The sequence below is a fragment of the Brevibacterium pityocampae genome (assembly GCF_039541555.1).
GTDB classification, from domain to species: domain Bacteria; phylum Actinomycetota; class Actinomycetes; order Actinomycetales; family Brevibacteriaceae; genus Brevibacterium; species Brevibacterium pityocampae.
Map to the genome: position 1 here is coordinate 86,504 of NZ_BAABGL010000017.1, position 26,111 is coordinate 112,614.

The window sequence follows — 26,111 nt, forward strand, 5'->3', positions numbered from 1 at the left end:
CCCGCGCGGCGCGCCGGGGAGGCCGTGCGCGCCGGCGGCGCAGTTCCCTCGCTAGAGTGGAGTGGTGACTTCTCCCGTGATCGGCGTCATCGGCGGCGGCCAGCTGGCCCGCATGATGGCCCCCGCAGCAGAGGCGCTCGGCGTGGGCTTCCACGTCCTCGCCGAATCCGCCCAATCGTCCGCCGCGCAGGTCGCCGGCCGCGTCACCGTCGGCGACCACACCGACCTCGCGGCCCTCCAGGCCTTCGCCGACACCGTCGACGTCATCACCTTCGATCACGAGCACGTGCCGCCGGAGCACCTGCGCGCCCTGCAGGCCGCCGGCCACGCCGTGCATCCGGGGCCCGACGCGCTCATCCACGCGCAGGACAAGATCGTCATGCGCCGGCGGATGGACGCCCTCGGCCTGGCCAATCCGCGCTGGGCGGAGATCTCCACCCCGGAGGACCTCGAGCGGTTCGGCGCGGAGGTGGGCTTCCCCGTCATCCTCAAGACCCCGCGCGGCGGCTACGACGGCCACGGCGTGCGGGTCGTGACGAGCGGTGCGGACGCCGTCGACTGGCTCGGCTCCCATCCCGTGCTCCTCGCGGAGGAGAGGATCGACTTCATCCGCGAGCTCGCGGTCATGGTCGCGCGCTCGCCGATGGGCCAGACCGCGGTCTGGCCGGTCGTCGCCACCTATCAGCAGGACGGGGTGTGCAAGGAGGCCGTCGCACCGGCGCCCGGGCTCGACCCGGAGCTCGCGCGGCGGATCACCGCCGATGTCCTCACCGTCGCCGGCGCCCTCGACGTCACCGGGGTGATGGCGATGGAGATGTTCGAGACCCCGGACGGCTACCGGATCAACGAGCTCGCGATGCGCCCGCACAACACCGGCCACTGGACCCAGGACGGCTCGGTGACCTCCCAGTTCGAGCAGCACCTGCGGGCTGTGCTCGACCTGCCGCTCGGCGATCCGAGCGCCCGCACCCCGGCCACCGCGATGGTCAACGTGCTCGGCGCCGACCGCGACGATCTCTACTGCGCCTACCTCCACGTGCTCGCCCACGACCCGCAGGTCAAGGTCCACATGTACGGCAAGTCGGTGCGCCCGGGCCGCAAGCTCGGCCACGTCAACGTCTACGGCGACGACGCCGCGGCCGTGCTCGCCCGCGCCCGGCACGCTGCGGACTTCATCGCCGGGGTCGACACCGATCCCGAACCCGAGCGGAAGGACACCGCATGAGCACCCCGACAGTCGGCATCGTCATGGGCTCGGACTCCGACTGGCCGACGATGGCCGCCGCCGCGGACGTCCTCGACGAGCTCGGCATCCCGTGCACCGCCGAGGTGGTGTCAGCCCACCGGATGCCCCACGACATGATCGAATGGGGCGCCACCGCCGCCCAGCGCGGTCTCGACGTCGTCATCGCCGGGGCCGGGGGGGCGGCGCACCTGCCGGGCATGATCGCCTCCGTCACCTCGCTGCCCGTCATCGGGGTGCCGGTGCCGCTGGCCCACCTCGACGGCATGGACTCGCTCCTGTCGATCGTGCAGATGCCCGGCGGGGTGCCGGTGGCCACGGTGTCGATCGGCGGGGCGAAGAACGCCGGCCTGCTGGCGGCGAGGATCCTGGGAATCGGCCGCGACCCCGAGGCGCAGCGCATCCGCGCCGCGCTCGACGACTATCGTGAGAACCTCCGGGCCGTCGCCGAGGCGAAGGGTGCGGCGCTGTCCGAGCGCCGCCGGCAGACCTGAAACCGTATGTGAGGAGCACCATGTTCGATCTCTACCAGCTCAGCGAGGACCACGAGGAGCTCCGCCGGGCCGTCCGCGACGTCGTCGACAACCGGATCACGCCCTATGCCGCGGAGGTCGACGCCGAGGCGCGCTATCCGCGCGAGGCGCACGAGGCGCTCGTCGCCACCGACTTCTTCGCCCCGCACATCGGCGAGGAGTACGGGGGAGTGGGGGCCGATGCGCTGGCCGTCGCGATCGTCATCGAGGAGATCGCGCGCGGCTGCGTGTCCTCCTCTCTCATCCCGGCGGTGAACAAGCTCGGGTCGATGCCGGTGCAGATCGGCGGCAGCGAGGAGATCAAGGCGAAGTACTTCCCGCGGGTCGCCTCCGGCGAGTGCGGGTTCTCCTACGGCCTGTCCGAGCGGGAGGCCGGCTCCGACACCGCGGGCATGCGCACCCGTGCGGTCCGCGACGGCGACGACTGGGTGCTCAACGGTGTGAAGACGTGGATCACCAACGCCGGGGAGAGCGAGTTCTACACCGTCATGGCCGTCACCGATCCCGACGGCCCGCGCGGGCGCAACATCACCGCGTTCGTCGTCGAGAAGTCCGACGAGGGCTTCACGTTCGGGGAGAAGGAGCGCAAGCTCGGCATCAAGGGCAGCCCCACCCGGGAGCTGTTCTTCGAGAACTGCCGGATCCCCGGCGACCGGGCGGTCGGCGAGGTCGGCGACGGGCTCAAGATCGCGCTCAAGACCCTCGACCACACGCGGGTGACCATCGCCGCGCAGGCCGTGGGTGTGGCGCAGGGCGCGCTCGACTACGCGATCGGCTACATCAAGGAGCGCAAGCAGTTCGGCAAGCACATCGCGGACTTCCAGGCGATCCAGTTCATGGTCGCCGACATGGGGATGAAGCTCGAGGCGGCCCGCCAGCTCACCTACGTCGCGGCGGCCAAGAGCGAGCGCGACGACGCCGACCTCGGCTTCTTCGGGGCGGCGGCGAAGGCCTATGCCTCCGACGTCGCGATGGAGATCACGACCGACGCCGTGCAGCTGCTCGGCGGTGCCGGCTACGTGCAGGACCATCCGGTCGAGCGGATGATGCGCGATGCGAAGATCACGCAGATCTACGAGGGCACGAACCAGGTGCAGCGCCTCGTCATGGGCCGCAAGCTGCTCGCCTGAGCCGCCCCGCGCCACCCGCCCCGCGCCGGCGCCCCCGGCCGACCGCCGACCGCACGCAGAGATCCGACAGGTGAGGGATGCCCCGCACTCCGAAGTACACCGACCCGATCCGCTTCCCCCAGTACGCGGACCGGAGCACCCGTGATGTGCGCGGCTGGATCCTGCTCGTCTCCACGATCCTGCTGCCCGGCAGCGTGCAGTCGCTGTTCGGCGTGCGCCGGTTCGCGCGGTTCGCGCTCGGACTGTCGCTGGCGACCTGGGCACTCGTCGTGCTCGTCGGGCTCGCCGCACTCCTGCGCCGGCAGCTCGTGTTCACCCTCGCCACGAACCCGCTCGTGCTCGGGCTGCTGACCCTGTGGGCGCTCGTGCTCGGAGTGGTGTGGCTCGTCGCGCTGGTCGACACGGTGCGCCGGATCCGGCTCGTCGGGCTGTCGCCGCGCACCTGCCTGGGAGTCGTGGCCGCGGCGCTCGTCAGCGTGCTCGTCATCGGCGGCGGGCTCGCCTGGGGCACGGTGACGCTCAACAGCCAGCGGCAGCTCATCAGCGAGATCTTCGCCGGCGGGCTCGGCGTGCGCCCGAGCGACGGGCGCTACAACGTCGCCCTGCTAGGCACCGACGCCGGCAAGGGGCGCGAGGGCATCCGGCCGGACAGCATCTCCCTCGTGTCGATCGACGCGGACACCGGGGAGTCGGTGATCATCGGGCTGCCGCGCAACCTCCAGAACGTCCCCTTCGCCGAGGACTCCCCACTGCGGTCCCAGTACCCGCAGGGCTACGACTGCGGCGACGAGTGCCTCATCAACGCCGTCTACCAGCTCGGCGAGCAGCACCCCGAGGGGTTCGACGACGGCTCCCCGGCCGGCGCCCAGGCGATGAAGGACGCGATCAGCGGGGCGACCGGGGTCGACGTCCACTACTACGCGATGATCGACCTCAAGGGCTTCGAGAGCCTCATCGACGCGATGGGCGGCATCTCCCTGGTGTCCGGGAAGCGCGTGCCGATCTCCGCGCCGGTGGACAAGGCGACGGGGAAGCACGGCCCGGTGCGCGGCTGGATCGAGCCCGGCGAGCTCCACCTCGACGGCTTCCACGCCCTCTGGTACGCCCGCTCGCGCGAATTCGCGAGCGACTACGAGCGGATGGTCCGCCAGCGCTGCGTGCAGGAGGCGATGATCGCCCAGCTCGACCCGGCGACCGTCCTCACCCGCTACCAGTCGATCGCGCAGGCCGCGCCCGAGGTCGTGTCCACCGACATCCCGCAGCTCCAGGTCGACCGGTTCGTCGACCTCGCGCTCAAGGCGAAGTCGCAGAAGATCCGCTCGCTCAACCTCACCCCGCCCGAGGTCGTCCCGGCCGACCCCGACTACGCCGCGGTCCACGCTCTCGTCGCCGAGGCGCTCGAGCCCGCCGAGGCGCGCGCCGCCTCCCCGGACGAGCCGGCCGTGCTCGCCGCCGGAGCCGCTCCCGCAGGGCTCGATCCGGTCGCCGGGGCCGTGCCCGGGGCGGTTCTCGCCGCCGCCCCGACCGAGGGAGGAGGAGACGAGAAGGACCGGGCCATCTGTTACGTGCCCTGAGGTCCTCCCGGCATTCTTGAGGTTTCCTGCCGGAATCCTCGAAAAACTTTCAGCCGCGTGTCGCCGCGAGATCTCGCGGAACGACATCCGTGTAACTCGGCTCTGCGTCGAAAAATCCAGTCCGACACGCCGAAAAGTGTGTAACAATTCTGAGATGTTGAGCTGATTCGTCATCCTTCCAATGACGAGTTCATCTCGTGAAGCCTCTCTTCCCTGACTTCCTCGAAAAGGCTGAAACGATGAGATTTGCACTGCCCATCGTGGCATCGTGCGCATCCGCGGTGATGGTCTCGACCCTCGGGTTGACCGTCCCCGCCGCTGCCGCAGGATCCGCCACCGTCACACCGACCATCGACGAACACGCGCTCACCGAGGTGAGCGAGGACGGTCTCGATGCGCCCGGTGCGCGCGAGTCCTCGCTCGTCACCACGCAGGTCAGCAACTCGAGCACGACCAATCTGCCGAACCTGCTGCGGTCCCCGAGCGCCGTGAACGCGCTCGGCATGGCGCCGCTGGGCACCTTCGGCTCCGGCAGCACGGCGATCTCGCCCGTGTCGCTGCAGGAATCGCAGCCGCGGACTCCGAGCGGATCGGCGCCCGCGGAGACCTCTCCGGAGCCCGCGGAGACCCCGGACATGTCCGGCGGCGTCCGCGAGAAGACCGAGGACGGCGTCAACATCGCCGCGATCTCCGACGTCCTCGAGGTGCCGGAGTCCCGGTCCTCCGTCGTCGGCGTCACCTACGACACCGAGACCGAGGTCACCGTCGAGGTCCGGATCCGGACCGGCGAGGGCTGGTCCGCCTGGGACGAGCTCGAGGAGGACGTCGTCGGTGAGGGCACGCCCGGCACCGAGCCGTTCGTCGTGAGCGGCGCGAGCGAGGTGCAGATGCGCGTGCTCGGCGACGCCGCTCCCGAGGACGCGCGCCTCCTCGTCATCGACCCCAAGCACTCCGCCGCCGACCAGCAGGCCGTCGAGCAGAACGCCCCGGTCGCCGCACCGGCACCGGGCGCCGAAGCGCCAGGAGAAGCCGCCGCCGAGGGTGCCGCCGCCGGGGCCGAGGGCTACGCCGCCCAGCCGGCCGCCGCGGTCCCCGCGACCGCCGCCCCGGGATCGGCCACCGCCCAGACCGTCGCGGTGAAGAAGGTCTCGAAGCCGAAGATCGGCTCGCGCAAGTCGTGGGGCGCCAATGAGCGCCTGCGCAAGGGCAAGGCGTCCTACGCACCCAAGGTCCGCGCCGCCGTCGTCCACCACACCGCCGGCTCCAACAGCTACAGCGCCGGCGACGTGCCCGGCATCCTGCGCGGCATCTACAGCTTCCACACCAAGGGCCGCGGCTGGTCCGACGTGGGCTACAACGTCCTCGTCGACAAGTACGGCCGCCTCTGGGAGGGCCGCGCAGGCGGCGTCGACCGCGCGGTGATCGGCGCCCATGTGGCCGGCTACAACACCGGGACCTTCGGCATCTCCGTCATGGGCTCCTACGGGAGGTCGGCTCCGCCGCAGGCGGCGATCGACGCCGTCAACCACGCGATCGCCTGGAAGCTGTCGGCCAGCGGCGTGTCCGTCAAGGACCGCGCGACCGTGGGCGGACGCAGCATCCCGGCAGTCGTCGGACACCGCGACCTCGGCTCCACCTCGTGCCCGGGAGCGGCGTTCTACTCGAAGTTCGGCAGCATGCGCAAGGACATCGAGAAGCTCCAGCAGGGCGGCGCACCGGCGGCTCCCGAGAAGGAGACCCCGAAGCCCGCGCCCAAGAAGACTGCGATCGACACGCACTACGAGGGCAAGGAGAAGGTCCTCGGCAAGCCCACCTCGAAGGAATGGGACCTCGCCGGCGGCAAGGTGAAGAACTTCGAGCGCGGCTACATCACCTGGTCGAAGGCCACCGGCCCGCAGGTGATCTCCGGTGCGATCGCCACGGCCTGGAACGGTGCCACCCGCACGAAGCTCGGCCTCCCGGTCACCGGGGAGCAGGGCGGCCTCAAGAGCGGCGGCGCCTATCAGAAGTTCCAGGGCGGCTCGATGCACTGGTCGTCGAAGTCCGGCGCCCAGCCGACCTGGGGCATCCTCCAGGGCTACTGGGCCTCGAAGGGCTACGAGAACGGCCACATCGGCTATCCGAAGTCCGCGCCGCAGTGCACCGACGGTCGGTGCGAGCAGCTCTACGAAGGGGCCCGGCTGGTCTGGGCCGAAGGCTACGGGGTGACGGAGTTCTCGCCGCGCGGCGACATCTCCGCAGGGGCGCGCGATCTCAACGCGTCCCGGCCCGGCTCCGCGGACGACGAGTCCGCGGAGCCCGGCTCCGGGCCTGCTGGACCCGGGGAAGGTTCAGCAGACCAGGAGACCGAGCAGTCCCCGGCACCCACACAGACCCCGGCGCCGGCTCCGAGCGAGGAGCCGAGGCAGGAGACTCCGAGGGCCGAGGAGCCGAAGCAGGACGAGTCCGAGAAGGACGAGTCGAAGAAGGACGAGTCCGAGAAGGACGAGTCGAAGAAGGACGAGTCCGAGAAGGACGAGTCGAAGAAGGACGAGCCCGAGAAGGACGAGTCGAAGAAGGGCGAGCCCAAGGAGGAGAAGCCGAAGAAGAGCGCCGAGCAGATCGAGAAGGAGAAGCGCGACGCGGTCATCGCCACGGCCAAGAAGCACCTCGGCGTGAAGTACCGGTGGGGCGGGACCTCGCCGCGCTCCGGCTGGGACTGCTCGGGCTACGTGCAGTACGTCTACGCGCAGAACGGGATCAAGCTGCCGCGCTCCTCCGGGGCGCAGAAGGCGGCAGGGGAAGTGATCCCGGCCTCGCAGGCGAAGCCCGGCGACCTCATCTGGATCCCCGGTCACCTCGGGATCGTGTCCGAGACCGAGGGCCAGATGTACGACGCGGGCTCGACCCGCACCAACACGAGCAAGCGCAGCTACGACTGGATGCTCAAGCGGGGTGCGGTGTTCGTCCGGGTGATCTGACGGACCGGACTCCGATGGGGCGGTCGGCATGCGAAGAGCATGCCGGCCGCCTCGTGCGTGGCCCGGGCGTGCAGCGCTCCCGGCCTCCCGGCACCACCTGAGCCCCCGAGCCGCTCCCGGCCCCGCCCCGGGTTCCCCCGGTTTCGCGACCCCGCGCGCTCTCGCTTAGGCTGACCGAGGCGAACAGGGCGGTCCCGCGGGGGCGCCGGCCGGCGGACGGAGAACAGGGAACGACGAGGATGCAGAAGCTGACGAACACGGTGCGCGACTACGCCTGGGGGAGCCCGACGGGGATCCCCGAGATCCTCGGGCGCGAGCCCGACGGCACGCCGGCCGCGGAACTGTGGATCGGCGCCCACCCCGGAGCGCCCTCGGGCGTCGAGGACACGGATCTGCGCGAGTGGATCGCGCGGGACCCGCACACGCGGCTCGGTGCCGGCTCGGTGGACGTCTACGGGGAGCGGCTGCCGTTCCTCCTCAAGATCCTCTCCGCCCGGACCGCGCTCTCGATCCAGGCGCACCCCTCCCGGGGGCAGGCGCAGGCCGGGTACGCGCGCGAGGACGCCGCGGGAGTCCCGGTCGACGCTCCGCATCGGAACTACCGCGACACCTGGCACAAACCGGAGCTCATCCATGCGCTCGGCGACTTCGACGCGCTCTGCGGCTTCCGCCCGCTCCCGGCGATCCGGGCCACCGTGGAACGCCTGCGCGCCGCGGCCTCCCCGGCCGACCGCCCGCTGCTCGAGGCCTGGCTGACCGCGCTCACGCCCTCCGGCGGGCAGGACGACGAGGCCGTGGCGCTGCGGGCGGCGACCGATCTGGTGCTCGGCCGCGCCGCCGAATACGGACCGCTCGCCGATCGCCTCGCCGCCCTCGACCTCCCCGGCGTCGGTGCGGACCATCCCTGCAGGCAGGGCAGCGCGGTCGACCCGCAGGACACCCTGCGCGAGGTCACTGCGGACTTCCCCGGGGATGCGGGGACTCTCGTCGCGCTCATGCTGCGCCGCCTGCGGCTGCGGGCCGGGGAGTCGCTCGCACTCGACGCGGGGGTGCTCCACGCCTACCTCGGAGGCCTCGGGGTGGAGATCATGGCGTCCTCGGACAACGTGCTGCGCGGCGGGCTGACGAGCAAGCACATCGACCTCGCGGAGCTCGATGCGGTCGTCGTCTACGACAGCGTCGAACCGCAGCGGGCGGCGCCCGACGCCCGCGGGGTGGTGCGCGGGGCCACCGACGACTTCGCCCTGCAGCGCATCGACTCCGCCGCCGACCTCCCGATCGCGCGCAGCGGCGCGGCGATCCTCCTGTGCACCGCCGGCGGCTTCACCGTGCGCAGCGGGGAGGAGAGCACGGAGCTCGCCGGCGGGGACAGCGTCTTCGTCGGCGCCGACGAGCCGCTGCCGCACGTCACCGGCACCGGGCAGCTGTTCGTCGCGACCACTGGCCTGCCCGCACCCGCCTGAGCGGCACCTGCCTGAGTGCCGGCCGACGGCCGCGCACACGACAGTGGGGCTTTCGGTGGTGTGTGGGGGCATCAACGCCACCACACACCACCGAAAGCCCCACAGTTGCGCAGGGGAGGCTCCGGGAGGCCGGAGCTCAGCTCACGTGGGCGGGGACCTCGATCTCGGGGACCTCGTCGGGGATGTCGAGCCTCGCGCCGGTCTTCTCGGTGATCTCCTCGACGGTCACGCCGGGAGCGCGCTCGAGGAGGCGGAACCCGGTGCCGGTGACGTCGAGCACCGCGAGGTCGGTCACGACCCGCTCGACCACGCCCTTGCCGGTCAGCGGCAGCAGGCAGGTGTCGAGGAGCTTGTGGGAGCCGTCGCGGGCGACGTGCTCCATGACGACGATGACCTTCTGCGCCCCGTGGACGAGGTCCATCGCCCCGCCCATGCCCTTGACCATCTTGCCCGGGATCATCCAGTTCGCGATGTCGCCGTTGCCCGCGACCTGCATCGCCCCGAGGATCGCGGCATCGATCTTGCCGCCGCGGATCATCCCGAAGCTCGTCGCGGAATCGAAGAAGCTCGCCCCGGGCAGCACCGTGACGGTCTCCTTGCCCGCGTTGATGAGATCCGCGTCGAGCTCCTCGGCGGTGGGGTAGGGGCCGACCCCGAGGATCCCGTTCTCCGACTGGAGCACGAGGTGCACCCCGGCGGGCACGTAGTTCGGGACCAGGGTGGGCAGCCCGATGCCGAGGTTGACGTAGGAGCCGTCGGCGAGCTCGGCGGCCGCGCGGGCGGCCATCTGGTTGCGTGTCAGTGCCATCTCAGGCCTCCCTCACAGTCCGCTTCTCGATGTTCTTGTCCGCCGCCTGCTCGGCGGTCAGCTCGACCACCCGGTGGACGAACACACCGGGCAGGTGCACCTCGTCCGGGGCGATCTCCCCGGGCTCGACGAGCTTCTCGACCTCCGCGATCGTGACCCGGGCGGCCTGCGCGGCCGGCGGGTTGAAGTTCCTGGCCGAGCGATGGAACACGAGGTTGCCGTGCCGGTCCCCGACCGCGGCGCGCACGAGCGCGAAATCCGGGGCCAGGGACTCCTCGAGGACGTAGGTGTGCTCGGATCCGAAGGTGTCGAACACCCGGGTGTCCTTCGGTGGGGACTCGATCTCCACGCTGCCGTCGGCGGCGTACTTCCACGGCATCCCGCCCTCGGCGACCTGCGTGCCGGACCCGGTGATGGTGTAGAACGCCGGGATCCCGGCCCCGCCGGCGCGCAGCTTCTCCGCCAGGGTGCCCTGCGGGGTGAGCTCGACCTCGAGCTCACCCTCGAGGTACTGGCGGGCGAACTCCTTGCTCTCCCCGACGTAGGAGGCGATCATGCGCCGGATCTGCTTCGTATTCAGCAGCATCCCGAGTCCGAAGTCCCCGGCCCCGGCGTTGTTCGAGATCACCTCGAGGTCACCGACCCCGGCATCGCGCAGCGCCCTGATGAGCACCTGCGGGACCCCGACGAGACCGAAACCCCCGACCGCGATCTGCGCGCCGGCTGGAATGTCCGCGACCGCCTGAGCAGCCGATGCAACTACTTTGTCCATGCCCCGATTGTGCCATGGACCACACCGTCGAGGCGGCTGAGCTCCGAGAGCCGGACCGGGTCGTCGGTGTCGGTGAGGACGAGCACGCCGGAGCGCAGCGTGGCGAGCAGCAGCGGGACCTCCGCGGCATCCGGCAGACCGGCGAGCAGCGCCCGCGGGCCCGGGTCGCCCGCAGCGCCATCGCCCGACAGGCCGGCGGCCGCGGCGGCCGCGTCGAGGGCCGCCGGGTCGAGCGGGATCGGCCCGGCTTCGCCGTCCGGTCCGACGAGCACGGCGGAGGCCGGGTTCCCGAGGGCGGCGACGTCCGGGTGGGCGCGCACGGCGGCGATGAAGTCGGTGCAGCCGGGCCCGGTCTCCGAGCGCAGGGCGAGGGCGGCGGTCGCGAACACGAGGACCTCCTCGGCGGCGGAGTCGTCGATGCCGGACCCCGCGCCCGGGAGCGTCTCCGGACGGAGAGCGACCCACGGTCCGTTCGGAGCGAGGGAGTCCTGGGTGAGGAGGTGGACGGGGGCGCCGAGCGACCAGGCGGCGAACGCTGCTGCGAGCGCCCGCCAGTGGAGCGCGGCGGGAGCGGGGCAGACGATGCCGAGCGCGGTGTCGGGCCCGATCTCGAGCTCGCCGAGCAGGCCGATGGACTTGTGCACCCAGTTGCCGAGCACCGTGCCGGTGAGCTCGAGGCGCTCGCCGTCGCCGGTGACGGAGATCAGAGCGGGTTCGGAGCGGGCGGACAGGGCGGTGACGACGTCTCTCATCGGTTCATCCTCTCTCGGGGGCATTGGTGCCGGGCGCGAGGTCGAGCTCGATCGCGAGCGCGGCGCCCTTGGGCGAGGCATCGGCGGCCCAGTCGTAGCGCACGCGGGCACGCAGACCCTCGGCGTGGAGCGCGGTGTGGAGGCGCTCGACGAGCGCTCCGAGACCGATCGCCGCCTCGACGAGCGGATGGCCCTCAGCCTCCGGGAGGGGGTTCGCGCCGCTGCGCTGGACGAGGATCCGGGCGCCTGCGCCGTCGACGCGCAGCCGCCACCGGTCCTGACCCGGGGTGCGCCCGGTGCGGCCGCGGGCGGCGCCGAGCGCCCGGGTCACCCGGGTGAGGACGTCGTCGTCGCCCGAGGCCGAGGCCGGCGGCCATGCGAGCCCGGTGGAGTCGAGTGCCGCGTGCACCGCCTCGACGTGCCCGGTGCGGAACCAGTCCTCCGCCTCGGGCCGGTTGAGGGCGCGGGCCCCCGGGTCCGCCTCGTCGAGGAGGTCGCCGACCCCGCGCACCACGGCGAGCGGGAGCCCGCGGGCGGCACCCTTGACGAGGTCGGCGGCCGCGGCGATCTCGTCGGCGACCGCGCGCTCGGTCGCGGTCTGCACCCGACCGTCGTCGTCGGGGCGGCCGCGCTGGGAATCGAGGCCGGCGAGACCTGCGGAGCCGAGCGCGAAGTCGAACACGCCGCGGCGCCACGGGCGCGAGGTCGAATCGGACACCACGACGGCGAGCCGGACGCCGAACCAGCGCTCGAATGCGGCGCGCAGCATCGCCGCCGAGCCGTCCGGGTCGGCGGGGTGGAGCACGACGTGCCCGTCCGCGTTGGAGCGGTCGAGCCCGGCGGCGGCCTGCACGGTGCCGGCGGCGGTGCGCGCGACCGTGACGACGGCGGGCCCGGCTCCGGAGTCGAAGGTGCGGGCGGCGACCTCGCTCAGGCTCGCCTCGGTGACGAGGGATTCGAAGGCGGCGCGGGAGCCCGCCTGCCGGATCCGCCCCTCGGCCTTCGCGACGATCTTCGAGGCGACGACGAGCACGTCTCCGTCCTTGATCTCGATCCGGTTCCGGTCGATCGCCGTGCACAGCACTGCGGGGAGGTCGGTGCCCGGGACGATCCGCTCGATGCCGGCGATCGCGTAGGCGGTGAGGAGGCGGGAGGGCGCGGGCGCGCCGGGTTCGGCGCTCACGCCCGGTCCCAGACCGTGGTGCCGGCCGGCGCCGCGGGCTCCACGCCGGCGAGCGCCTCGGCGACGGCGCCGGTGATCTCCGTCGCTCCGAGCCGGCTGCGGAGCTCGGAGGGGAGGGAGTCGCCGCCGCTGAGGAGCACGGTGGCGCGCGTGCCGGTGAGCGCGTCGAGGACGCCGGGGAGCTCGAGCACCGGCACGGTGTCGAGGGCGGCGTACTCGTCGGCGCGGACGATGATCGCGTCGGCCTGGCGCAGCGCGCGCAGCACTCCCGGGGCGGCGGTCGCGCCCTCGATCCCGGTGCGGACCACCCGGGTCACCCGCTGCGGGTCGGCGGCGCGGAACCGGCGGGCCGGCCACGCCTCCTCCTGGCCGTCGCGCTCCACGACGACGAGGGTCTCCACGGCGTCGTCGGAGGCCGGCAGCAGGCTGAAGGCGGGGGAGAAGCGGCTCGCCATCGCCTGCACGACCTGGGACAGCGGGTAGCCGAGCGCGAGCAGGCGGGTGCGCAGCACTGCGGCGGCGAGGCTCGCCTCGGTCATCGGGAACCACTCGGCGTCGACGTGGTACGCGGCGAGCTCCTCGACCGCACCGCCGGGCAGCGCGGTGCTCGGCGGGAGCAGGCAGGCGTCGATGTCCGGGCTGAAGCGCAGCCCGTGCACGGTGACGTCGGTGAACGTCGAGGCGATGACGGTGACCCGGTCCTCGGTCCGGTCGGAGGTGAAGGCGAGGACGTCGGCGAGCACGTCGGTCGAGGTGTCCGTGAGCGGCAGCACTGTGATTCTCATGGACTCCATGTTCTCAGGATTCGACCGGCCGTGCCCACCGCGCGACCGCGAGCGCGGCCCCGCGCGCACCCCTGCAGCACGGCGCCCACCCGGTGGGGAGAGTGCGAGGAGAATCATGGGTGTGACTGTTAGCGGGAGATGGCGGGGAATCGCAGTTTCGCTTGGCGGCTCCGGGTGCTTCTGTTCTTGCCCGGTGGGCCGTCGTCAGTTCTGGATCTCGGTCCACAGGGCGCGGACGCGGTCGTCGATCTGGTCGACGATTTCGCGGATTCGTTCCGGTGTCTCCTCGGCGGGGTCGGCCAGTTCCCAGTCCAGGTAGCGTTTGCCGGGGTAGATGGGGCAGGCGTCGCCGCAGCCCATGGTGATGACGTAGTCGGCTGCGCGGACGACGTCGTCGGTCAGTGGTTTGGGGAAGGCTCCGGACAGGTCGATGTGGCGTTCGGCCAGCGCGTCGATCACCAGGGGGTGGACCTCGGATCCGGGCAGCGAGCCGGCCGAGCGGACCTCGACCCGGTCGCCGGCGTAGTGGGCCAGCAGGGCGCTGGCGATCTGGGAGCGTCCGACGTTGTGCACGCAGACGAACAGCACCTGCGGGACGGTTGTCTCGATTTTGCCCTGTGCCAGGGCGAGAGCGCGGAGGCGGTCGGCGGCGAACCGTTCGGCGAGGATCGCCAGGTGGTCGCGGATTCTCGCGGTCCGCGACAGGGTGGTGTAGGACTCGAAGACGTAGCGCTCGATGGTCTCCGGGGAGAAGATTCCCTCGTACTTGCGGGCGAGGTCATCGGCTGTGTGTTGGAGGACTTGGGTGTCGAGCGGCGGGGTGTCGGCGGCCATGGCCTGGTCCTTTCAGGAGCAGCAGGAGGAGGTGGGTGCGCCGCCGATGGTCACCGGGAGTGGCCCGGCTGGCACGTCGCAGTATCCGCCGAGGTCTGTGGTGCAGACGCCGGTCTCGGGCAGTTCGAGGTGGACGGTGTCGGCGGCGACCCGGTCACCTGCCAGTGCTGCGGCGATGGAGCGGACCTGTTCGTAGCCGGTGGCCATGAGGAACGTCGGTGCGCGGCCGTAGCTCTTCATGCCGACGATGTAGAACCCGGGCTCGGGGTGGGCCAGCACGCGTTCGCCGTGCGGGGGCACGCTGCCGCAGGAGTGGAACTCCGGATCGATGAGCGGGCCGAGCTTCTGGGGTGCATCGACGGTCGGGTCGAGGTCGAGGCGCAGCTCGGTCAGCATCGACAGGTCGGGGCGGAACCCGGTGGCCGGGACGAGGACGTCCACGGTGAGCTTCTCGGCGCCGCTGGGTCCTGCGGCCTGGACGTGCAGCTGCTCGCCGTGAGTTTCGAAGCCGGTGATCACGAACGAGGTGTGGACATCGATTCGGCCGGATTCGACCAGGTCCCGGAGGCGGGTGCCCAGGGCGCCGCGGGCGGCGAGCTCGTCGCGGTCTTCGCCGCCGTAGGCGCGGGAGGCGTCCGCTGACCGGACGGCCCAGCTGATCCGGGTCGCGGGGTTGTCGTCGGCGAGCTCGGCGAGGTCGAGCAGCGTGTTGGCCGCGGAGTGGCCAGCGCCGACGACGAGGACGTGGCGGCCGGCGAACCGGTCACGGTCGACACCGGTGACGGCGGGCAGGGGCTGGGTGATGAGGCCGCGGGCTGTCGCCTCGGCTTCTCCGGGGGCGGGCAGGCCGGACCGGCCGAGTGGGTTGGGCTGGTGCCAGGTGCCCGAGGCGTCGATGACGCTGCGCGCCAACACGTCCTCGGACGATCCGTCGGAGGAGGCGATGCGGACGAGGAACGGGGTGGTCTCCCTGCCGGTGCTGCGGGTCTTGTCGATCCCTTCCCGGGAGACCGCGATGACGCGGGCGTCGGTGCGGACGACGTCGCCCAGCGCGTCTGCCAGCGGGGTCAGGTAGTCGGTGATCAGCTCGTGACCGGTGGGCAGGACTTCCGGGTTCGGGGCCTGCCAGCCGTCTGCCTCGAGGAGGCGGCGGGCGGCGTCGTCGATGTTGAACCGCCACGGCGAGAACAGGCGGGTGTGGCCCCATTCGCGGATCGCGGCGCCGCTGGTGCTGCCGGCCTCCAGCACCAGCGGGGTCAGGCCGCGTTCGCGCAGGTGGGCGGCGGTGGCCAGCCCGACGGGGCCGGCGCCGATGACGACGACCGGCAGACTCTCGGTGTGGTTGGTGGTGTCAGCCATGGCTGGTCTCCTGAAGGACGGGGGCGGTTGCCGGTTCGGTGGCGGCGAGGAAGCGTTCGGCGTCTAGGGCGGCGGCGCACCCGGTGCCGGCGGCGGTGATGGCCTGCCGGTAGCGGTGGTCGACCGCGTCGCCGCAGGCGAAGACGCCGGGCAGGTTGGTGGCGGTGGTCGGGGCGTCGACGACGATGTAGCCGTCCGGGTCGAGTTCCAGCTGGCCCTTGACGAGTTCGGTGCGGGGCAGGTGCCCGATGGCGACGAAGATCCCGGTGGCATCCAGCTGGCTGGTGTTGCCGGTGAGTGAGTCGGTCACGCTCACGCCCGTGACCTTTTCGTCTCCGTGGATGGCGGTGATCTGGCTGTTGTACAGGAAGCGGATCTTCTCGTTCTGTTGTGCCCGCTGGGCCATGATCTTCGATGCGCGCAGGGTGTCGCGCCGGACCACCACGGTCACGGTCGCGGTGAACCGGGTCAGGAACAGTGCCTCCTCCATGGCCGAGTCCCCACCGCCGACGACGATGATGTGCTGGTCGCGGAAGAAGAACCCGTCGCAGGTGGCGCACCAGGACACGCCGTGCCCGGTGAGCCGCTTCTCATCGGCCAGTCCCAGCTCCTTGTACGCCGAACCCGTGGCGACGATGACGGCCGGTGCTCGGTAGGTGGCACCGGACAGGGTCGTGACCTCTTTCAGGGGCCCGGTCAGGTCGACGGCGGAAGCGTCGTCGTACTCGATGCGGGCCCCGAAGTTTGCGGCCTGCTCGCTGAGTCCCATCATGAGTTCCGGGCCCTGGATGCCGCCGGGGAATCCGGGGAAGTTCTCGACGTCGGTGGTGTTCATCAAGGCGCCGCCGTGGGTGACGGATCCGGCGATCACGCGCGGGGACAGCCCGGCGCGTGCCGCGTAGATCGCGGCGGTATAACCTGCGGGGCCGGACCCGATGATGATCAGCTCATCCGTTTGGGTGCTGGTGGTCGTCATGGTGTCAGCGCCTCACTTCGCGCCGGTCGATGCCGGCAGCAGCTCGGAGACGAGCTGCTCGATGCGGGCCTTGATGTCATCGCGGATCGGGCGGACCGCCTCGATGCCCTGGCCGGCCGGGTCTGCGAGGTCCCAGTCCTCGTAGCGCTTGCCCGGGAAGATCGGGCACGCGTCCCCGCAGCCCATGGTGATGACGACGTCGGAGGCCTTGACGGCGTCGGTGGTGAGGATCTTCGGGGACGCGGCGGTGATGTCGATGCCGTCTTCGGCCATCGCCTCGACGGCGACCGGGTTGATCTGGTCGGCGGGTTCCGAGCCGGCCGACCGGACCTCGATCCGGCCGCCCGACAGTTCGGTGAGGTAGCCGGCGGCCATCTGGGAGCGGCCGGCGTTGTGGACGCACACGAACAGCACGCTGGGCTTGGTCGTGGTGGTGTTGGGGGCAGCGGTCATAGGACCATCCAATCCGGGAGTGGGTATTCAGTCGTTGAGAAGTTCAGAGTGCAGAGCCTGCACGCGGGCGTCGATGTCGTCGCGGACCAGCCGCATCCGTTCGATGCCCTCGATGCCGCGCTTCGAGGGCTCATCGGTGTTCCAGGTTTCGATCGTGGCGGTCATACCGTCGACGGGTTCGACGTGGGCTTCCTCGCCGAGGACGATGACCCGGTCGACCCGGCGCAGCAGCTCGGGATCGATGGGCTTGGGCGATTCTCCGGACATGTCTGCGCCCACCTCGGCGACCACGTCGGCGGACAGGTTGTTGAGGGAGGTGCCGGGCTTGGTGCCGGCCGAGTGCACCTCAACCGCGTCGCCGGCATGGTAGCGCATCAGCGCGGCGGCCATCTGGGACTTGCCGCCGTTCTTGACGCAGACGAAGAGGACGCTGGGCCTTTTCGGTTCAGAGGTTCTGGTCATGCTCGGACTCCAGAGGTTCTGCGTGCGGGGACAGTCGGGTCGTTGGGGAACAGCTTGGGACCGGCCCAGAGAGCGACGTAGACGAGACCGACGAGGACGGGGACTTCGATGAGCGGGCCGACGACACCGGCCAGCGCCTGCCCCGAGGTGATCCCGAATGCGCCGATCGACACCGCAATCGCGAGCTCGAAGTTGTTGCCCGACGCGGTGAAGGCCACGCTGGTCGACTTCGCGTAGTTCAGGCCCACAGCTTTGGATGCGAAGAGGCTGATGGCGAACATCAGGACGAAGTACAACAGCAGCGGCACCGCCATCCGGGCCACATCCAGGGGCTGCGAGGTGATCGCCTCACCCTGCATGGCGAACAGCAGCACGATGGTGAACAGCAGTCCGTAGAGCGCCCAGGGACCGATCCTCGGCAGGAACGTCTCCTCGTACCACTGCCGGCCCTTGGCCTTCTCCCCGAACACGCGGGTGAGGAAGCCGGCCAGCAGCGGAATGCCGAGGAAGACCAGTACCGAGGCCACGATCGCCCAGACGGAGAACTCCGCCGAGGTCGTGGGCAGTCCCAGCCAGGACGGCAGCACCTGGAGGTAGAACCAGCCCAGCGCGCCGAACGCCACGACCTGGAACACGGAATTGATCGCCACCAACACGGCGGCGGCCTCCCGGTCCCCACAGGCCAGGTCGTTCCAGATGAACACCATCGCGATGCAGCGGGCCAGACCCACAATGATCAGCCCGGTGCGGAACTCCGGCAGATCGGGCAGGAACACCCAGGCGAGCGTGAACATGAATGCAGGCCCGACGACCCAGTTGAGGAACAGCGACAGTGTCAGCAGCTTCCGATCCCCGGTCACCCGGTGCATCTCGTCATAGCGGACCTTCGCCAGCACCGGATACATCATGACCAGCAGACCGATCGCGATCGGCACGGAGATCCCGCCAATCTTCACGGAGTCCAAGACCGCATCGAGCCCGGGCACGAAACGCCCCAGCAGCAGACCCACGGCCATTGCCGCCAGGATCCAGACCGCCAGCCAGCGGTCCAGGAAGGACATCTCCTTCGTCACCGGCACCGCGTTCTGCGCAGCCGTCGTTGCAGTGGTGCTCATCGGCACTAAGCTCCTTGTATCGATGGATGTCTATGGAACACACTAAGCGCATGCATCGATGGGCGTCAATGTATGATGGGGTGATGGCAACCGCATTCGAAACCGTGAAACTGCTCACCCCCCATGCCAACGACTGCTGTTCGCTGGCGGTCGCACCGCTGGGCGCGGACCAGGCCGAACAGATGGCCAGAAAGCTCAAAGCGCTGTCCGACCCGACCCGGCTGCGGGTGCTGTCGCATGTAGCCGCGCAGGGATGCGACGCGGTGTGCGCCTGCGACCTGACCGAGACGCTCGACATCAGCCAGCCGACGATCAGCCACCACCTCAAGAAGCTTGTCGAGGCGGGCCTCCTGACGCGTGAGCAGCGCGGCAAGTGGGCGCACTACACCGTGGTGCGCGAAGCGTTCGCCGAGCTGCGCCAGTTCCTCGCCCTGGACTGATGACCGCACTCGGGGCAGTCAGTCGCGCGGTGGAGGTGAGAGATCGAGCCGATGTTGCCGTGATCGGTGGCGGACAGGCCGGCCTGGCGGTCGGCTACTACCTGCGCCGTGCCGGATTGTCCTTCGTGATTCTCGATGACCAGGACGCCCCTGGTGGGGCCTGGAGGCACGTGTGGCCCTCGCTGCGGCTGTTCTCGCCGGCAGAATACTCATCCCTGCCCGGCCGGCTGATGCCGAGAACCTCCGGCGGTAACCCCGACGCCGATCACGTGATCCGGTATCTGGCCGACTACGAGGAGCGGTATTCACTCCCAGTCGTGCGGCCGGTGCGAGTCGCCCAGGTCATCCCAACCAGCGAGGGATTCCAGCTGCTCACCGATGCCGGGCAGTGGCGGGCGCGTGCCGTCGTCAACACGACGGGCACATGGTCGCAGCCCTTCTGGCCAACCGTGCCGGGGCAGAGGAGCTTCCGCGGGAGTCAGATGCACAGTGCCGACTACCGCGGACCAGGCAAGTTCAAGGGCCAATCCGTCCTCGTCGTCGGCGGAGCGAACTCAGCCGCACAGATCGCAGCCGATCTCGCCCGCGCCGCGACGGTGACCTGGTGCCTGCGCGGTGCGCCGCGCTATCTGCCCGACGACGTCGACGGGCGCGAGCTCTTCCGGGTGGCCAGCCAGCGGGTGCGCGCACTGGCCGCCGGGGAACCGGACTCCGGCGGCGTCGCGAACTTGGGCGACATCGTTGCCGTCCCACCCGTGAAGAAGGCACGGGATGCAGGGCTGCTGATCCCTCACCCGATGTTCGAACGCTTCACCCGCGACGGCGTGATCTGGAACGACGGCAGCACACGCCGAGTCGACGCGGTGATCTGGGCCACCGGCTTCAGACCGGCGCTGCGCCATCTGCGGGCACACGACCTCCGGGAGTCAGACGGGACGATCAGGCTCGACGGAACGGCGTCACCCCGGATCCCGGGGCTCTATTTCGCAGGCTACGGAGACTGGACCGGTCCGGGATCGGCCACCCTCGTCGGTGTCGGATCCACCGCGAAAGCCACGGTCGGCGCCATCGCCGGCGATCTTGAGTCCGCCACGACTGCTGCGGCCATCTCTGCACGAGCACGGTGAGTACCATCAGCGCATGGAGATGATGTGCGCGGACTGCGGATGCGCGGTCAGGCGGGGCGTGATCGTGCGCGCCTGTGAGCAGTATCCGGATTGCTGCTGTGAGGATCTGGCCGTCGCGGGCGACCATGGCACTGCGCGCGATGCATGACGCTCTTCGCCACGAGTGACCATATTGTGGTCGGCCGCACCCAGGGCGATCCTGCTCGTCTCAAGCAGAAGCCGTCCGGGTTCCGGGAAGGCTGAGCTGGGATGCATGAAAGTCGAAATGCCGGATCGGGTAGGCGTACACGTCCATCGGGTGCCGTTGCTGCCCCGTCGCGCCTCGGAGCCGCTCGCGCGGTGCAGGGCAGGCAGCCTCTAACTCGGCACAGTTGCGGCTGTATCCATCTCTGATCGCGGTTCGATCCATGATCGTCACCCTCAGCAGGTGGGGGCTTCCTCCGGCCTGCTTATCTCACCGACAACGCGGACAGGCTGCGGCTGTAGCAGTAACGACCGTTTTCGCTACAAGACATCGCGCCACCGGCGCATCGTCGTCGGCACCAGGAGAAATCACGGCCGGCAAATCCTGACGCTGTAACGAAACTTAGTGCCAGTATCTATGTTTCGGTTCTTCCCGTTCTTCACGGGAATTGGTACATTCGGGGGATGGGACACGCTTTGGGCTGTGACTTCGTCTGCTGAATGGCGGGGTTCTTCGGTCGCTTCGTGGCGGGGTCAGGTGACACCGATGACCAGGGTGCTCTGTGCGGCTTCGATGACGTCGTTGGTGATGGTGTCGAGTTCGTTGATCTTCAGGACCCGCTGGATCTGGGGGAAGAGGCGTTCGAGGAGCCGGAAGTTGCCGCGGGTGATCCGTGCGATGGCTGCGATGGCTTGGGCGTCGGTGAAGTCGTCGGGGTCGAGGGTCTTGCCGAGGGATCGCCAGTGTCGCTCGAGGACGAACAGCAGTTCGTCTTGTCCCAGGGGCCGGTACTGGTGGGCGAAGCCGACTCGGCTGTAGAACTGGGGGTAGTGGCTGAACTGCTTCTCCAGGCCGGGCATGCCGATCAGGATCAGGGCGATGCCGTCGCGGTCGTAGCGATCGCGCAGCAGTTCCAGCGCGGCGGGACGCAGTCGTTCGGCCTCGTCGACGATGATCAGCTCCACGTAGTTCCTGCCGTGTCGCCATCCCCAGGCCTCGGGAGTGGCCGTGCCGGGAGGTACGAGGTGCTGCTCGATGCACATGTTGGTGCGGGTGATGGCTTGGGTCAGCTCGTCCTTCAGGGTCCGCGGGGTGGTCAGCACGCTGGGGGTGTAGAGCACGGTGCGGCTCCGGTTCAAGGCGGCGTAGATCTTGGCGTCGTTGTCGGAGCGCGGCCCCCAGTAGGTCAGCAGGTCATGAGCCTTCTCGTAGTGTGCGTAGCGGCGCGCGGAGAGTGTCTTTCCTACGCCGGCTGATCCGAAGCACAAACCGATGGTGTGCCCGCGGCGCACGGCGTCGGCGAACTCGGTGAAGCGGCGGTGCTCCTTGGTGACGATGAAGCGCTGGCTCACCTGAGGTCCTCCTTGTAGATCTTCAACGCCGACCTCGGCGCCGGAGCCGGTGCTTCGGTGATCCGTGGCGTCTCGGTAGGTGCGGCCACGAGGGCGATGCGTTCGTTGATGCCGGCTCGCAGCGCCCGGCGGCGGGCGTTGCGCGCGGCCTGGATCTCCTTGAGGCTGACCTTTTGATCGTGGTGCTCTTGGTTGACGGCCTTGCAGACGAATTCGTCGTGGTCGAAGACGCGGATCTCGGTGATGTCGCGGGGGTCGTAGCGGATCACGACCGAGCGTCCGACGTAGCCGGCCAGAGTTGGCGAGACGTAGCGCAGGCCCTGGAATCGGATGCCATCGCGGCGCACGACGCGGGTCTTGGCGACGGTCAACAGCAGTCTGTCGAGGTCTTCCAGGCTCTCGGGCATTCGGGGCAGCCAGCCGTCCGCGATCCACGCGCTGCGCGGGGAGGTTCCGAGCTCGCTGTGCGTGCGGTCGTTGTAGGTGGCCACGAACGCCTCCAGGGCGCTATCGAGGGCGGCCAGGGACAGTTTCGGTGTCGGCCAGGGGTCCCCTTCGGTGATGAGTCCGGGCAGGGTGGCGAGTAGCTCGGTGTTGATGGTCCCGAAGAACCGCTCGATCTTGCCCCGTCCCTGGGGTCGGGCGACGGTGGAGTGGATCAGTCGGATGTGGAGGTCGACGGCGGTGTGGGCGAGCTGGTCACTGGTGAAGTCGCTGCCGTGGTCGACGTAGAGCACGTCGGGCAAGCCGCACATCGGCCAGGCCGGGTCGGTCTTGTGCCAGATCGCTTGGCGCAGCGCCAGGGCGGTGTTCATCGCCGACGGTGCGCCCAGGAAGACTGTGTAGCCGCAGACCGCCCGGGAGCAGTCGTCGAGGATCGTTGTTAGCCATGGCCGTGCGGGCTTGCCGTCGGTGCCCACCACCAGGATGTCGAGCATGGTGTGATCGGATTGCCACATCGCGTTGGGCAGCTCTGCTTGCCGGCGTAGCACCAGCTCGTGCTTGTCGCGGTAGGACGCTGCGCCCTCCAGGGCGAGGGTGACCATGCCGGGATCCAGGGTCCGCACGATGTCCCACACCACCGAGTAGGAGGGGACCGGCCACCTCCGTGCGGCGCAGATGCCCGTGACTTTGCGATGGATCGTGGCGATGGCCGGCCGCGGCTTGCTCAGTGCCAGGCCCTCGATCAGGTCGACGAGGTCGGGCGGAAGGCGGCGGGAGCCGGCGTCCGCCCGTGAGGCTGTCTCCAGTCCGGCGTAGCCGTCGGCGCGGTAGCGGGCGTGCCAGCGCTCCAGGGTCCGCAGCCCTACATCGGTCTCGCGAGCTAAGCGCGCGAAGGGCACCTGGTCCTCGACGTGGAGCCTGAGGATTCGCCACCGCGCTCGAGCGTCCACGACGCACCTACTGCAAGGTGTTCTCGCGCCCGCGCTCGGCGCGCTGAAGGGCGCGGTAGACCGTGGAGCGGCCCACGCTGAACAGCTCGGCCAGCTCGCCCACGGTGTGCTCGTCGGCGGCATGTAGCTGGACGAGGTGAGCTTCTTGCCGGGGGGTGAGTTTCGGTGACTTCCCGCGCAGCCGGCCCTTGGCCTTGGCGACCTTCATCCCCTCGCGGGTGCGGGCACGGATGAGGTCGGCTTCGAACTCGGCGACCATCGCCAGCACGTTGAACAACAGTTTCCCCATCGGGTCGGTCGGGTCGTACACCGATCCGGCGATGCTCAGCTTCACTTCCCGCGCCGCGAGGTCGTCGGCGATCTGGTGGGCATCACGGACTGAACGCGCCAGCCGATCGAGCTTGGTGACCACGAACGTATCGCCGTCCCGACAGGCAGCCAGCGCCTGCCGCAGGCCCTCACGGTCGGCGTTGCGGCCCGTGAGCCCGTGATCGACGTAGATGCGCTTGGGATCGACGCCGAACGCCGCGAGTCCGTCACGCTGCGCGGTCAGGTCCTGCTCGTCGGTGGAGACTCGGGCATAGCCGACCTTCAAGGGGGACATGCTCCCCAGTGTGTCATATAGCCTCCCTTCACCGGACAGTTCACCGGACGGGTCTTACGGGACAGCCCGCCAGGCGTGCCGCCGTTCCTCTCGATCAGTAGCGGTGGTGTCCGGTGAGGGTTCCCCTTACGGGCATGCGATCTGGGCTGACGCCTGTGACCGAGTGTTCAGTGCGTGCTGTATAGTTCAGTCCATGCTGACTATTGCTTCGCGTCTCGACGTGATGAACCGCCTGGGTCGTGCACTGGCCGACCCCACTCGATCCCGGATCATCTTGACCCTGCTCGACCATCCCGCTTACCCGGCGGAACTGGCCCGAGATCTGGACCTGACACGCCCGAACGTGTCCAACCACCTGGCATGCCTGCGCGATTGCGGGATCGTCGTCTCCGAGCCCGAGGGTCGTCGGACACGATATGAGATCGCCGATTCGCACCTGGCGCAGGCGCTGACGGCACTGGTCGATGCCACCCTGGCAGTGGACGAAGACGCCCCGTGCATCGATCCCGCCTGCTCGCTTCCCGGATGCGACGCAGCTGGGGAGGGCGCATGATCCTCACCTCGGTCTTGCAGGCGATGGGCCTGTTCGCAGCGACCAACATCGACGACATCATCGTGCTCTCCCTCTTCTTCGCGCGAGGGGCAGGCCAGCGCGGCACTACCGCCCGCATTCTGGCCGGCCAGTACCTCGGATTCGCCGGCATCCTCGGTGCCGCGGTCCTGGTGACCATCGGTGCCGGAGCATTCCTGCCCTCGGCAGCCATCCCGTACTTCGGTCTCATCCCTCTGGGCCTCGGCCTCTGGGCCGCATGGCAGGCCTGGCGCGGAGACGATGACGACGATGACGACGAGGCCAAGGTTGCCGGCAAGAAGGTCGGCGTGTGGACAGTCGCAGGCGTCACCCTTGCCAACGGCGGCGACAACATCGGCGTCTACACCCCTGTCTTCCTCAGCGTGGAACCTCTCGCAGTAGTCGCCTACTGCATCGTCTTCCTCGCGCTCGTCGCGGTCCTGGTGGCCCTGGCAAAGTTCGTCGCCACCCGCCCCCCGATCGCCGAAGTGCTCGAACGCTGGGAGCACATCCTCTTCCCCATCGTTCTCATCGGCCTCGGCATCGTGATCCTCGTCAGCGGCGGAGCCTTCGGACTCTGACGTAGCGGCAGCGATCCAAACGGCCCCGACCGGGCGCACCCCTCTCGGTTCAGACCGCGACACCTACCTGCAGCCAGTCCTGCGTGATCGCGGCAACAAGACCGCCACGGAGCGCTGCAAAAACCCCGCCACCAAGCGAACGAAGCCACACAGCATGACGCGTTGAAGGCGGCCGGCTGCTATCGCATCTTCGCCGACACTGCGTCGGGATCTTTGGAATCGCGTCCCGAGTTGGACAAGCTCCTCGACCAGTTGCGGCCGGGCGACACCCTGGTGGTGTGGCGATTGGACCGGCTCGGCCGCTCGATTCGGCATCTCATCGACCAGCTCGCTGAGCTGCGCGACCGCGGGGTCGAGTTCCGGTCCTTGCAGGAGAACATCGACACCGGCTCATCCGGCGGCAGGCTGGTGTTCCACATCTTCGCCTCGCTGGCCGAGTTCGAACGTGACCTCATCCGAGAGCGCACCAACGCCGGCCTGAAAGCCGCTCGCGCCCGTGGCCGGACCGGGGGCCGGCCGCCGCTGCTGACGAAAGACAAACTTCGCACAGCCCGCAAGCTCTACGAGCAGCAGGACATGACGGTCGCTCAGATCGGAGAGGTCCTCGGCGTCAGCCGCACCACGGTCTACCGCGCTCTGCGTCGTGAACCCGGAGGCACTTCGCCTCGCCGCCGGCAGGCGTCACCCAAGACGGTGTAGTCATGGCTGGAGGCACTCAACCCGCGAACCCCGAGAGTGCGTCCACACGTGAGAACACAGCGGCCGCCCGCTGGCAGGTGCTGCGTCGCCACGTCGAGGACGGCACAACTCTGACCACGCTGGCCGCGACCGAAGGAATCGGACTCCGGACCCTGCAACGCTGGCATGCGGCATACCGCCGCCACGGCATCGCAGGACTCTCCCCGACCGCCCCACCCAAGCGCGAGCGAAAAATTCATCCGGAACTCCTGACGCTGATCGAGGGTCTCGCCCTGGTCAAGCCACGGCTGTCGACCGCAGCCATCACCCGGAAAGCCCGCGCAATCGCGGAAATGCACGGGTGGGAGACGGTCTCCTACAGCACAGTCCGATCCATCGTCACCGCGATGGACCCCGGCATGCTCACGCTGGCCCACCGCGGCAGCGCCGCCTACCGCGACACCTATGAAATCGTATGGCGGCACCGAGCAGAACGCCCCAACGCCACCTGGCAGGTCGATCACACCGAACTCGACATCCTCATCCAGGACGCCAACGGCAAACCTGCCCGGCCGTGGTTGACCGTCATCCTCGACGACTACTCCCGGGCAGTATGCGGCTACATGGTGTTCCTGGGCGCCCCATCCGCCTTGAACACTGCCCTGGCACTCCGCCACGGCATCTGGACGAAGAACTGGGGTGTATCAAGGTTCTTGGACAGTTCCTCTTGATGGGAGAGGATCAAGAGCATGGCAAGTGCATCACGGCGGAAGTTCAG

General features: G+C 69.6%; 26 protein-coding genes. 12 read left to right on the forward strand and 14 right to left on the reverse strand.

Annotated elements, in window-relative coordinates; translation table 11 throughout:
- Window positions 1-64: 64 nt before the first annotated feature.
- The 6 genes from ABD883_RS11150 to manA all read left to right on the forward strand — a co-directional run bounded on the left by ABD883_RS11150 (window position 65) and on the right by manA (window position 8,903).
- On the forward strand, window positions 65-1,225 hold the full coding sequence (locus tag ABD883_RS11150) for a 5-(carboxyamino)imidazole ribonucleotide synthase (RefSeq protein WP_345032127.1): 1,161 nt from the start codon (window positions 65-67) through the stop codon (window positions 1,223-1,225).
- Window positions 1,222-1,737, forward strand: a complete 516-nt coding sequence (gene purE / locus ABD883_RS11155) for a 5-(carboxyamino)imidazole ribonucleotide mutase (protein WP_247618835.1) — start codon at window positions 1,222-1,224, stop codon at window positions 1,735-1,737. Before ABD883_RS11150 ends, purE begins: the two co-directional genes overlap by 4 nt.
- 20 nt (window positions 1,738-1,757) lie before the next feature.
- The gene (locus ABD883_RS11160) at window positions 1,758-2,906 is read left to right on the forward strand and encodes an acyl-CoA dehydrogenase family protein (RefSeq protein WP_295689457.1); all 1,149 of its coding nucleotides are present in this window, start codon (window positions 1,758-1,760) and stop codon (window positions 2,904-2,906) included.
- A gap of 77 nt (window positions 2,907-2,983) precedes the next feature.
- Entirely contained in the window at window positions 2,984-4,480 is a 1,497-nt protein-coding gene (locus tag ABD883_RS11165; protein ID WP_295691020.1) for an LCP family protein, read from the forward strand.
- Window positions 4,481-4,782: 302 nt separating this feature from the next.
- Window positions 4,783-7,440 (forward strand): NlpC/P60 family protein, encoded by a 2,658-nt coding sequence (locus tag ABD883_RS11170; RefSeq protein WP_345032131.1) that lies wholly within the window; start codon window positions 4,783-4,785, stop codon window positions 7,438-7,440.
- Between the two features lie 239 nt (window positions 7,441-7,679).
- Window positions 7,680-8,903, forward strand: coding sequence for a mannose-6-phosphate isomerase, class I (gene manA / locus ABD883_RS11175; protein ID WP_295690124.1), 1,224 nt, complete (start codon window positions 7,680-7,682; stop codon window positions 8,901-8,903).
- Between the two features lie 136 nt (window positions 8,904-9,039).
- Here the strand turns inward: manA and ABD883_RS11180 are convergent, their stop codons facing one another.
- The 11 genes from ABD883_RS11180 to arsB all read right to left on the reverse strand — a co-directional run bounded on the left by ABD883_RS11180 (window position 9,040) and on the right by arsB (window position 18,402).
- The gene (locus ABD883_RS11180; protein WP_247618839.1) at window positions 9,040-9,711 is read right to left on the reverse strand and encodes a 3-oxoacid CoA-transferase subunit B; all 672 of its coding nucleotides are present in this window, start codon (window positions 9,709-9,711) and stop codon (window positions 9,040-9,042) included.
- 1 nt (window position 9,712) lies between these two features.
- Entirely contained in the window at window positions 9,713-10,483 is a 771-nt protein-coding gene (locus ABD883_RS11185) for a CoA transferase subunit A (protein ID WP_137319193.1), read from the reverse strand.
- Entirely contained in the window at window positions 10,471-11,235 is a 765-nt protein-coding gene (locus ABD883_RS11190) for a TIGR03089 family protein (protein ID WP_247618840.1), read from the reverse strand. Before ABD883_RS11190 ends, ABD883_RS11185 begins: the two co-directional genes overlap by 13 nt.
- A gap of 4 nt (window positions 11,236-11,239) precedes the next feature.
- Complete coding sequence (locus tag ABD883_RS11195) at window positions 11,240-12,418, reverse strand: coenzyme F420-0:L-glutamate ligase (protein WP_247618841.1); 1,179 nt, start codon at window positions 12,416-12,418, stop codon at window positions 11,240-11,242.
- Window positions 12,415-13,203: a 2-phospho-L-lactate transferase CofD family protein gene (locus tag ABD883_RS11200; RefSeq protein ID WP_175406915.1), complete on the reverse strand. Its 789-nt coding sequence runs from the start codon at window positions 13,201-13,203 to the stop codon at window positions 12,415-12,417. Before ABD883_RS11200 ends, ABD883_RS11195 begins: the two co-directional genes overlap by 4 nt.
- 204 nt (window positions 13,204-13,407) lie before the next feature.
- Window positions 13,408-14,037 carry an arsenate reductase ArsC gene (locus ABD883_RS11205; protein WP_137319196.1) on the reverse strand — a complete coding sequence of 210 codons (630 nt, stop codon included), beginning with the start codon at window positions 14,035-14,037 and terminating at the stop codon, window positions 13,408-13,410.
- Between the two features lie 12 nt (window positions 14,038-14,049).
- Window positions 14,050-15,396 (reverse strand): FAD-dependent oxidoreductase, encoded by a 1,347-nt coding sequence (locus tag ABD883_RS11210; RefSeq protein WP_295690119.1) that lies wholly within the window; start codon window positions 15,394-15,396, stop codon window positions 14,050-14,052.
- Window positions 15,389-16,372 carry a thioredoxin-disulfide reductase gene (trxB, locus tag ABD883_RS11215; RefSeq protein ID WP_247618843.1) on the reverse strand — a complete coding sequence of 328 codons (984 nt, stop codon included), beginning with the start codon at window positions 16,370-16,372 and terminating at the stop codon, window positions 15,389-15,391. The genes ABD883_RS11210 and trxB overlap by 8 nt, the downstream gene beginning before the upstream one ends.
- Window positions 16,373-16,384: 12 nt before the next feature.
- Window positions 16,385-16,825 (reverse strand): arsenate reductase ArsC, encoded by a 441-nt coding sequence (locus tag ABD883_RS11220; protein WP_217494834.1) that lies wholly within the window; start codon window positions 16,823-16,825, stop codon window positions 16,385-16,387.
- Between the two features lie 27 nt (window positions 16,826-16,852).
- Window positions 16,853-17,287 (reverse strand): arsenate-mycothiol transferase ArsC, encoded by a 435-nt coding sequence (locus tag ABD883_RS11225; RefSeq protein ID WP_295690117.1) that lies wholly within the window; start codon window positions 17,285-17,287, stop codon window positions 16,853-16,855.
- Window positions 17,284-18,402 (reverse strand): ACR3 family arsenite efflux transporter, encoded by a 1,119-nt coding sequence (gene arsB / locus ABD883_RS11230; RefSeq protein WP_295690114.1) that lies wholly within the window; start codon window positions 18,400-18,402, stop codon window positions 17,284-17,286. The genes ABD883_RS11225 and arsB overlap by 4 nt, the downstream gene beginning before the upstream one ends.
- A gap of 83 nt (window positions 18,403-18,485) precedes the next feature.
- Here arsB and ABD883_RS11235 point away from each other — a divergent pair, with 83 nt between their 5' ends.
- Both ABD883_RS11235 and ABD883_RS11240 read left to right on the forward strand, forming a co-directional pair.
- The gene (locus ABD883_RS11235; protein ID WP_295690112.1) at window positions 18,486-18,842 is read left to right on the forward strand and encodes an ArsR/SmtB family transcription factor; all 357 of its coding nucleotides are present in this window, start codon (window positions 18,486-18,488) and stop codon (window positions 18,840-18,842) included.
- On the forward strand, window positions 18,842-19,969 hold the full coding sequence (locus ABD883_RS11240) for an ArsO family NAD(P)H-dependent flavin-containing monooxygenase (RefSeq protein WP_168887353.1): 1,128 nt from the start codon (window positions 18,842-18,844) through the stop codon (window positions 19,967-19,969). The genes ABD883_RS11235 and ABD883_RS11240 overlap by 1 nt, the downstream gene beginning before the upstream one ends.
- 717 nt (window positions 19,970-20,686) lie before the next feature.
- On the opposite strand, the gene ABD883_RS11245 is transcribed toward ABD883_RS11240, so the two are convergent.
- Genes ABD883_RS11245 through ABD883_RS11255 form a run of 3 tightly spaced genes read right to left on the reverse strand, consistent with a single transcriptional unit; the run spans window position 20,687 to window position 23,503 of the window.
- Window positions 20,687-21,505 (reverse strand): AAA family ATPase, encoded by an 819-nt coding sequence (locus ABD883_RS11245; protein ID WP_010552309.1) that lies wholly within the window; start codon window positions 21,503-21,505, stop codon window positions 20,687-20,689.
- Window positions 21,502-22,899, reverse strand: a complete 1,398-nt coding sequence (locus ABD883_RS11250) for a Mu transposase C-terminal domain-containing protein (RefSeq protein ID WP_345032145.1) — start codon at window positions 22,897-22,899, stop codon at window positions 21,502-21,504. The genes ABD883_RS11245 and ABD883_RS11250 overlap by 4 nt, the downstream gene beginning before the upstream one ends.
- A gap of 7 nt (window positions 22,900-22,906) precedes the next feature.
- The gene (locus tag ABD883_RS11255; protein ID WP_247618847.1) at window positions 22,907-23,503 is read right to left on the reverse strand and encodes a recombinase family protein; all 597 of its coding nucleotides are present in this window, start codon (window positions 23,501-23,503) and stop codon (window positions 22,907-22,909) included.
- Between the two features lie 193 nt (window positions 23,504-23,696).
- Between ABD883_RS11255 and cmtR the strand changes: the two genes are divergently transcribed.
- The 4 genes from cmtR to ABD883_RS11275 all read left to right on the forward strand — a co-directional run bounded on the left by cmtR (window position 23,697) and on the right by ABD883_RS11275 (window position 26,064).
- Window positions 23,697-24,056, forward strand: coding sequence for a Cd(II)/Pb(II)-sensing metalloregulatory transcriptional regulator CmtR (cmtR, locus tag ABD883_RS11260; protein ID WP_006590980.1), 360 nt, complete (start codon window positions 23,697-23,699; stop codon window positions 24,054-24,056).
- Window positions 24,053-24,655 (forward strand): cadmium resistance transporter, encoded by a 603-nt coding sequence (locus ABD883_RS11265; RefSeq protein ID WP_016997609.1) that lies wholly within the window; start codon window positions 24,053-24,055, stop codon window positions 24,653-24,655. The genes cmtR and ABD883_RS11265 overlap by 4 nt, the downstream gene beginning before the upstream one ends.
- A gap of 114 nt (window positions 24,656-24,769) precedes the next feature.
- On the forward strand, window positions 24,770-25,354 hold the full coding sequence (locus tag ABD883_RS11270) for a recombinase family protein (RefSeq protein WP_345032154.1): 585 nt from the start codon (window positions 24,770-24,772) through the stop codon (window positions 25,352-25,354).
- 2 nt (window positions 25,355-25,356) lie between these two features.
- On the forward strand, window positions 25,357-26,064 hold the full coding sequence (locus tag ABD883_RS11275; protein ID WP_345032148.1) for a helix-turn-helix domain-containing protein: 708 nt from the start codon (window positions 25,357-25,359) through the stop codon (window positions 26,062-26,064).
- Window positions 26,065-26,111 lie beyond the last annotated feature (47 nt).

Bases quoted from the DNA above. Each gene is read 5' to 3' on its own strand.
- ABD883_RS11185 (WP_137319193.1), bottom strand. From the start codon at position 10,483: ATGGACAAAGTAGTTGCATCGGCTGCTCAGGCGGTCGCGGACATTCCA.
- purE (WP_247618835.1), top strand. From the start codon at position 1,222: ATGAGCACCCCGACAGTCGGCATCGTCATGGGCTCGGACTCCGACTGG.
- ABD883_RS11160 (WP_295689457.1), top strand. From the start codon at position 1,758: ATGTTCGATCTCTACCAGCTCAGCGAGGACCACGAGGAGCTCCGCCGG.
- ABD883_RS11265 (WP_016997609.1), top strand. From the start codon at position 24,053: ATGATCCTCACCTCGGTCTTGCAGGCGATGGGCCTGTTCGCAGCGACC.
- trxB (WP_247618843.1), bottom strand. From the start codon at position 16,372: ATGACGACCACCAGCACCCAAACGGATGAGCTGATCATCATCGGGTCC.
- ABD883_RS11190 (WP_247618840.1), bottom strand. From the start codon at position 11,235: ATGAGAGACGTCGTCACCGCCCTGTCCGCCCGCTCCGAACCCGCTCTG.
- ABD883_RS11200 (WP_175406915.1), bottom strand. From the start codon at position 13,203: ATGAGAATCACAGTGCTGCCGCTCACGGACACCTCGACCGACGTGCTC.
- ABD883_RS11235 (WP_295690112.1), top strand. From the start codon at position 18,486: ATGGCAACCGCATTCGAAACCGTGAAACTGCTCACCCCCCATGCCAAC.
- ABD883_RS11220 (WP_217494834.1), bottom strand. From the start codon at position 16,825: ATGACCGCTGCCCCCAACACCACCACGACCAAGCCCAGCGTGCTGTTC.
- ABD883_RS11240 (WP_168887353.1), top strand. From the start codon at position 18,842: ATGACCGCACTCGGGGCAGTCAGTCGCGCGGTGGAGGTGAGAGATCGA.
- ABD883_RS11255 (WP_247618847.1), bottom strand. From the start codon at position 23,503: ATGTCCCCCTTGAAGGTCGGCTATGCCCGAGTCTCCACCGACGAGCAG.
- ABD883_RS11210 (WP_295690119.1), bottom strand. From the start codon at position 15,396: ATGGCTGACACCACCAACCACACCGAGAGTCTGCCGGTCGTCGTCATC.
- ABD883_RS11165 (WP_295691020.1), top strand. From the start codon at position 2,984: ATGCCCCGCACTCCGAAGTACACCGACCCGATCCGCTTCCCCCAGTAC.
- ABD883_RS11275 (WP_345032148.1), top strand. From the start codon at position 25,357: ATGGCTGGAGGCACTCAACCCGCGAACCCCGAGAGTGCGTCCACACGT.
- ABD883_RS11205 (WP_137319196.1), bottom strand. From the start codon at position 14,037: ATGGCCGCCGACACCCCGCCGCTCGACACCCAAGTCCTCCAACACACA.
- ABD883_RS11225 (WP_295690117.1), bottom strand. From the start codon at position 17,287: ATGACCAGAACCTCTGAACCGAAAAGGCCCAGCGTCCTCTTCGTCTGC.
- cmtR (WP_006590980.1), top strand. From the start codon at position 23,697: ATGCTGACTATTGCTTCGCGTCTCGACGTGATGAACCGCCTGGGTCGT.
- arsB (WP_295690114.1), bottom strand. From the start codon at position 18,402: ATGAGCACCACTGCAACGACGGCTGCGCAGAACGCGGTGCCGGTGACG.
- manA (WP_295690124.1), top strand. From the start codon at position 7,680: ATGCAGAAGCTGACGAACACGGTGCGCGACTACGCCTGGGGGAGCCCG.
- ABD883_RS11180 (WP_247618839.1), bottom strand. From the start codon at position 9,711: ATGGCACTGACACGCAACCAGATGGCCGCCCGCGCGGCCGCCGAGCTC.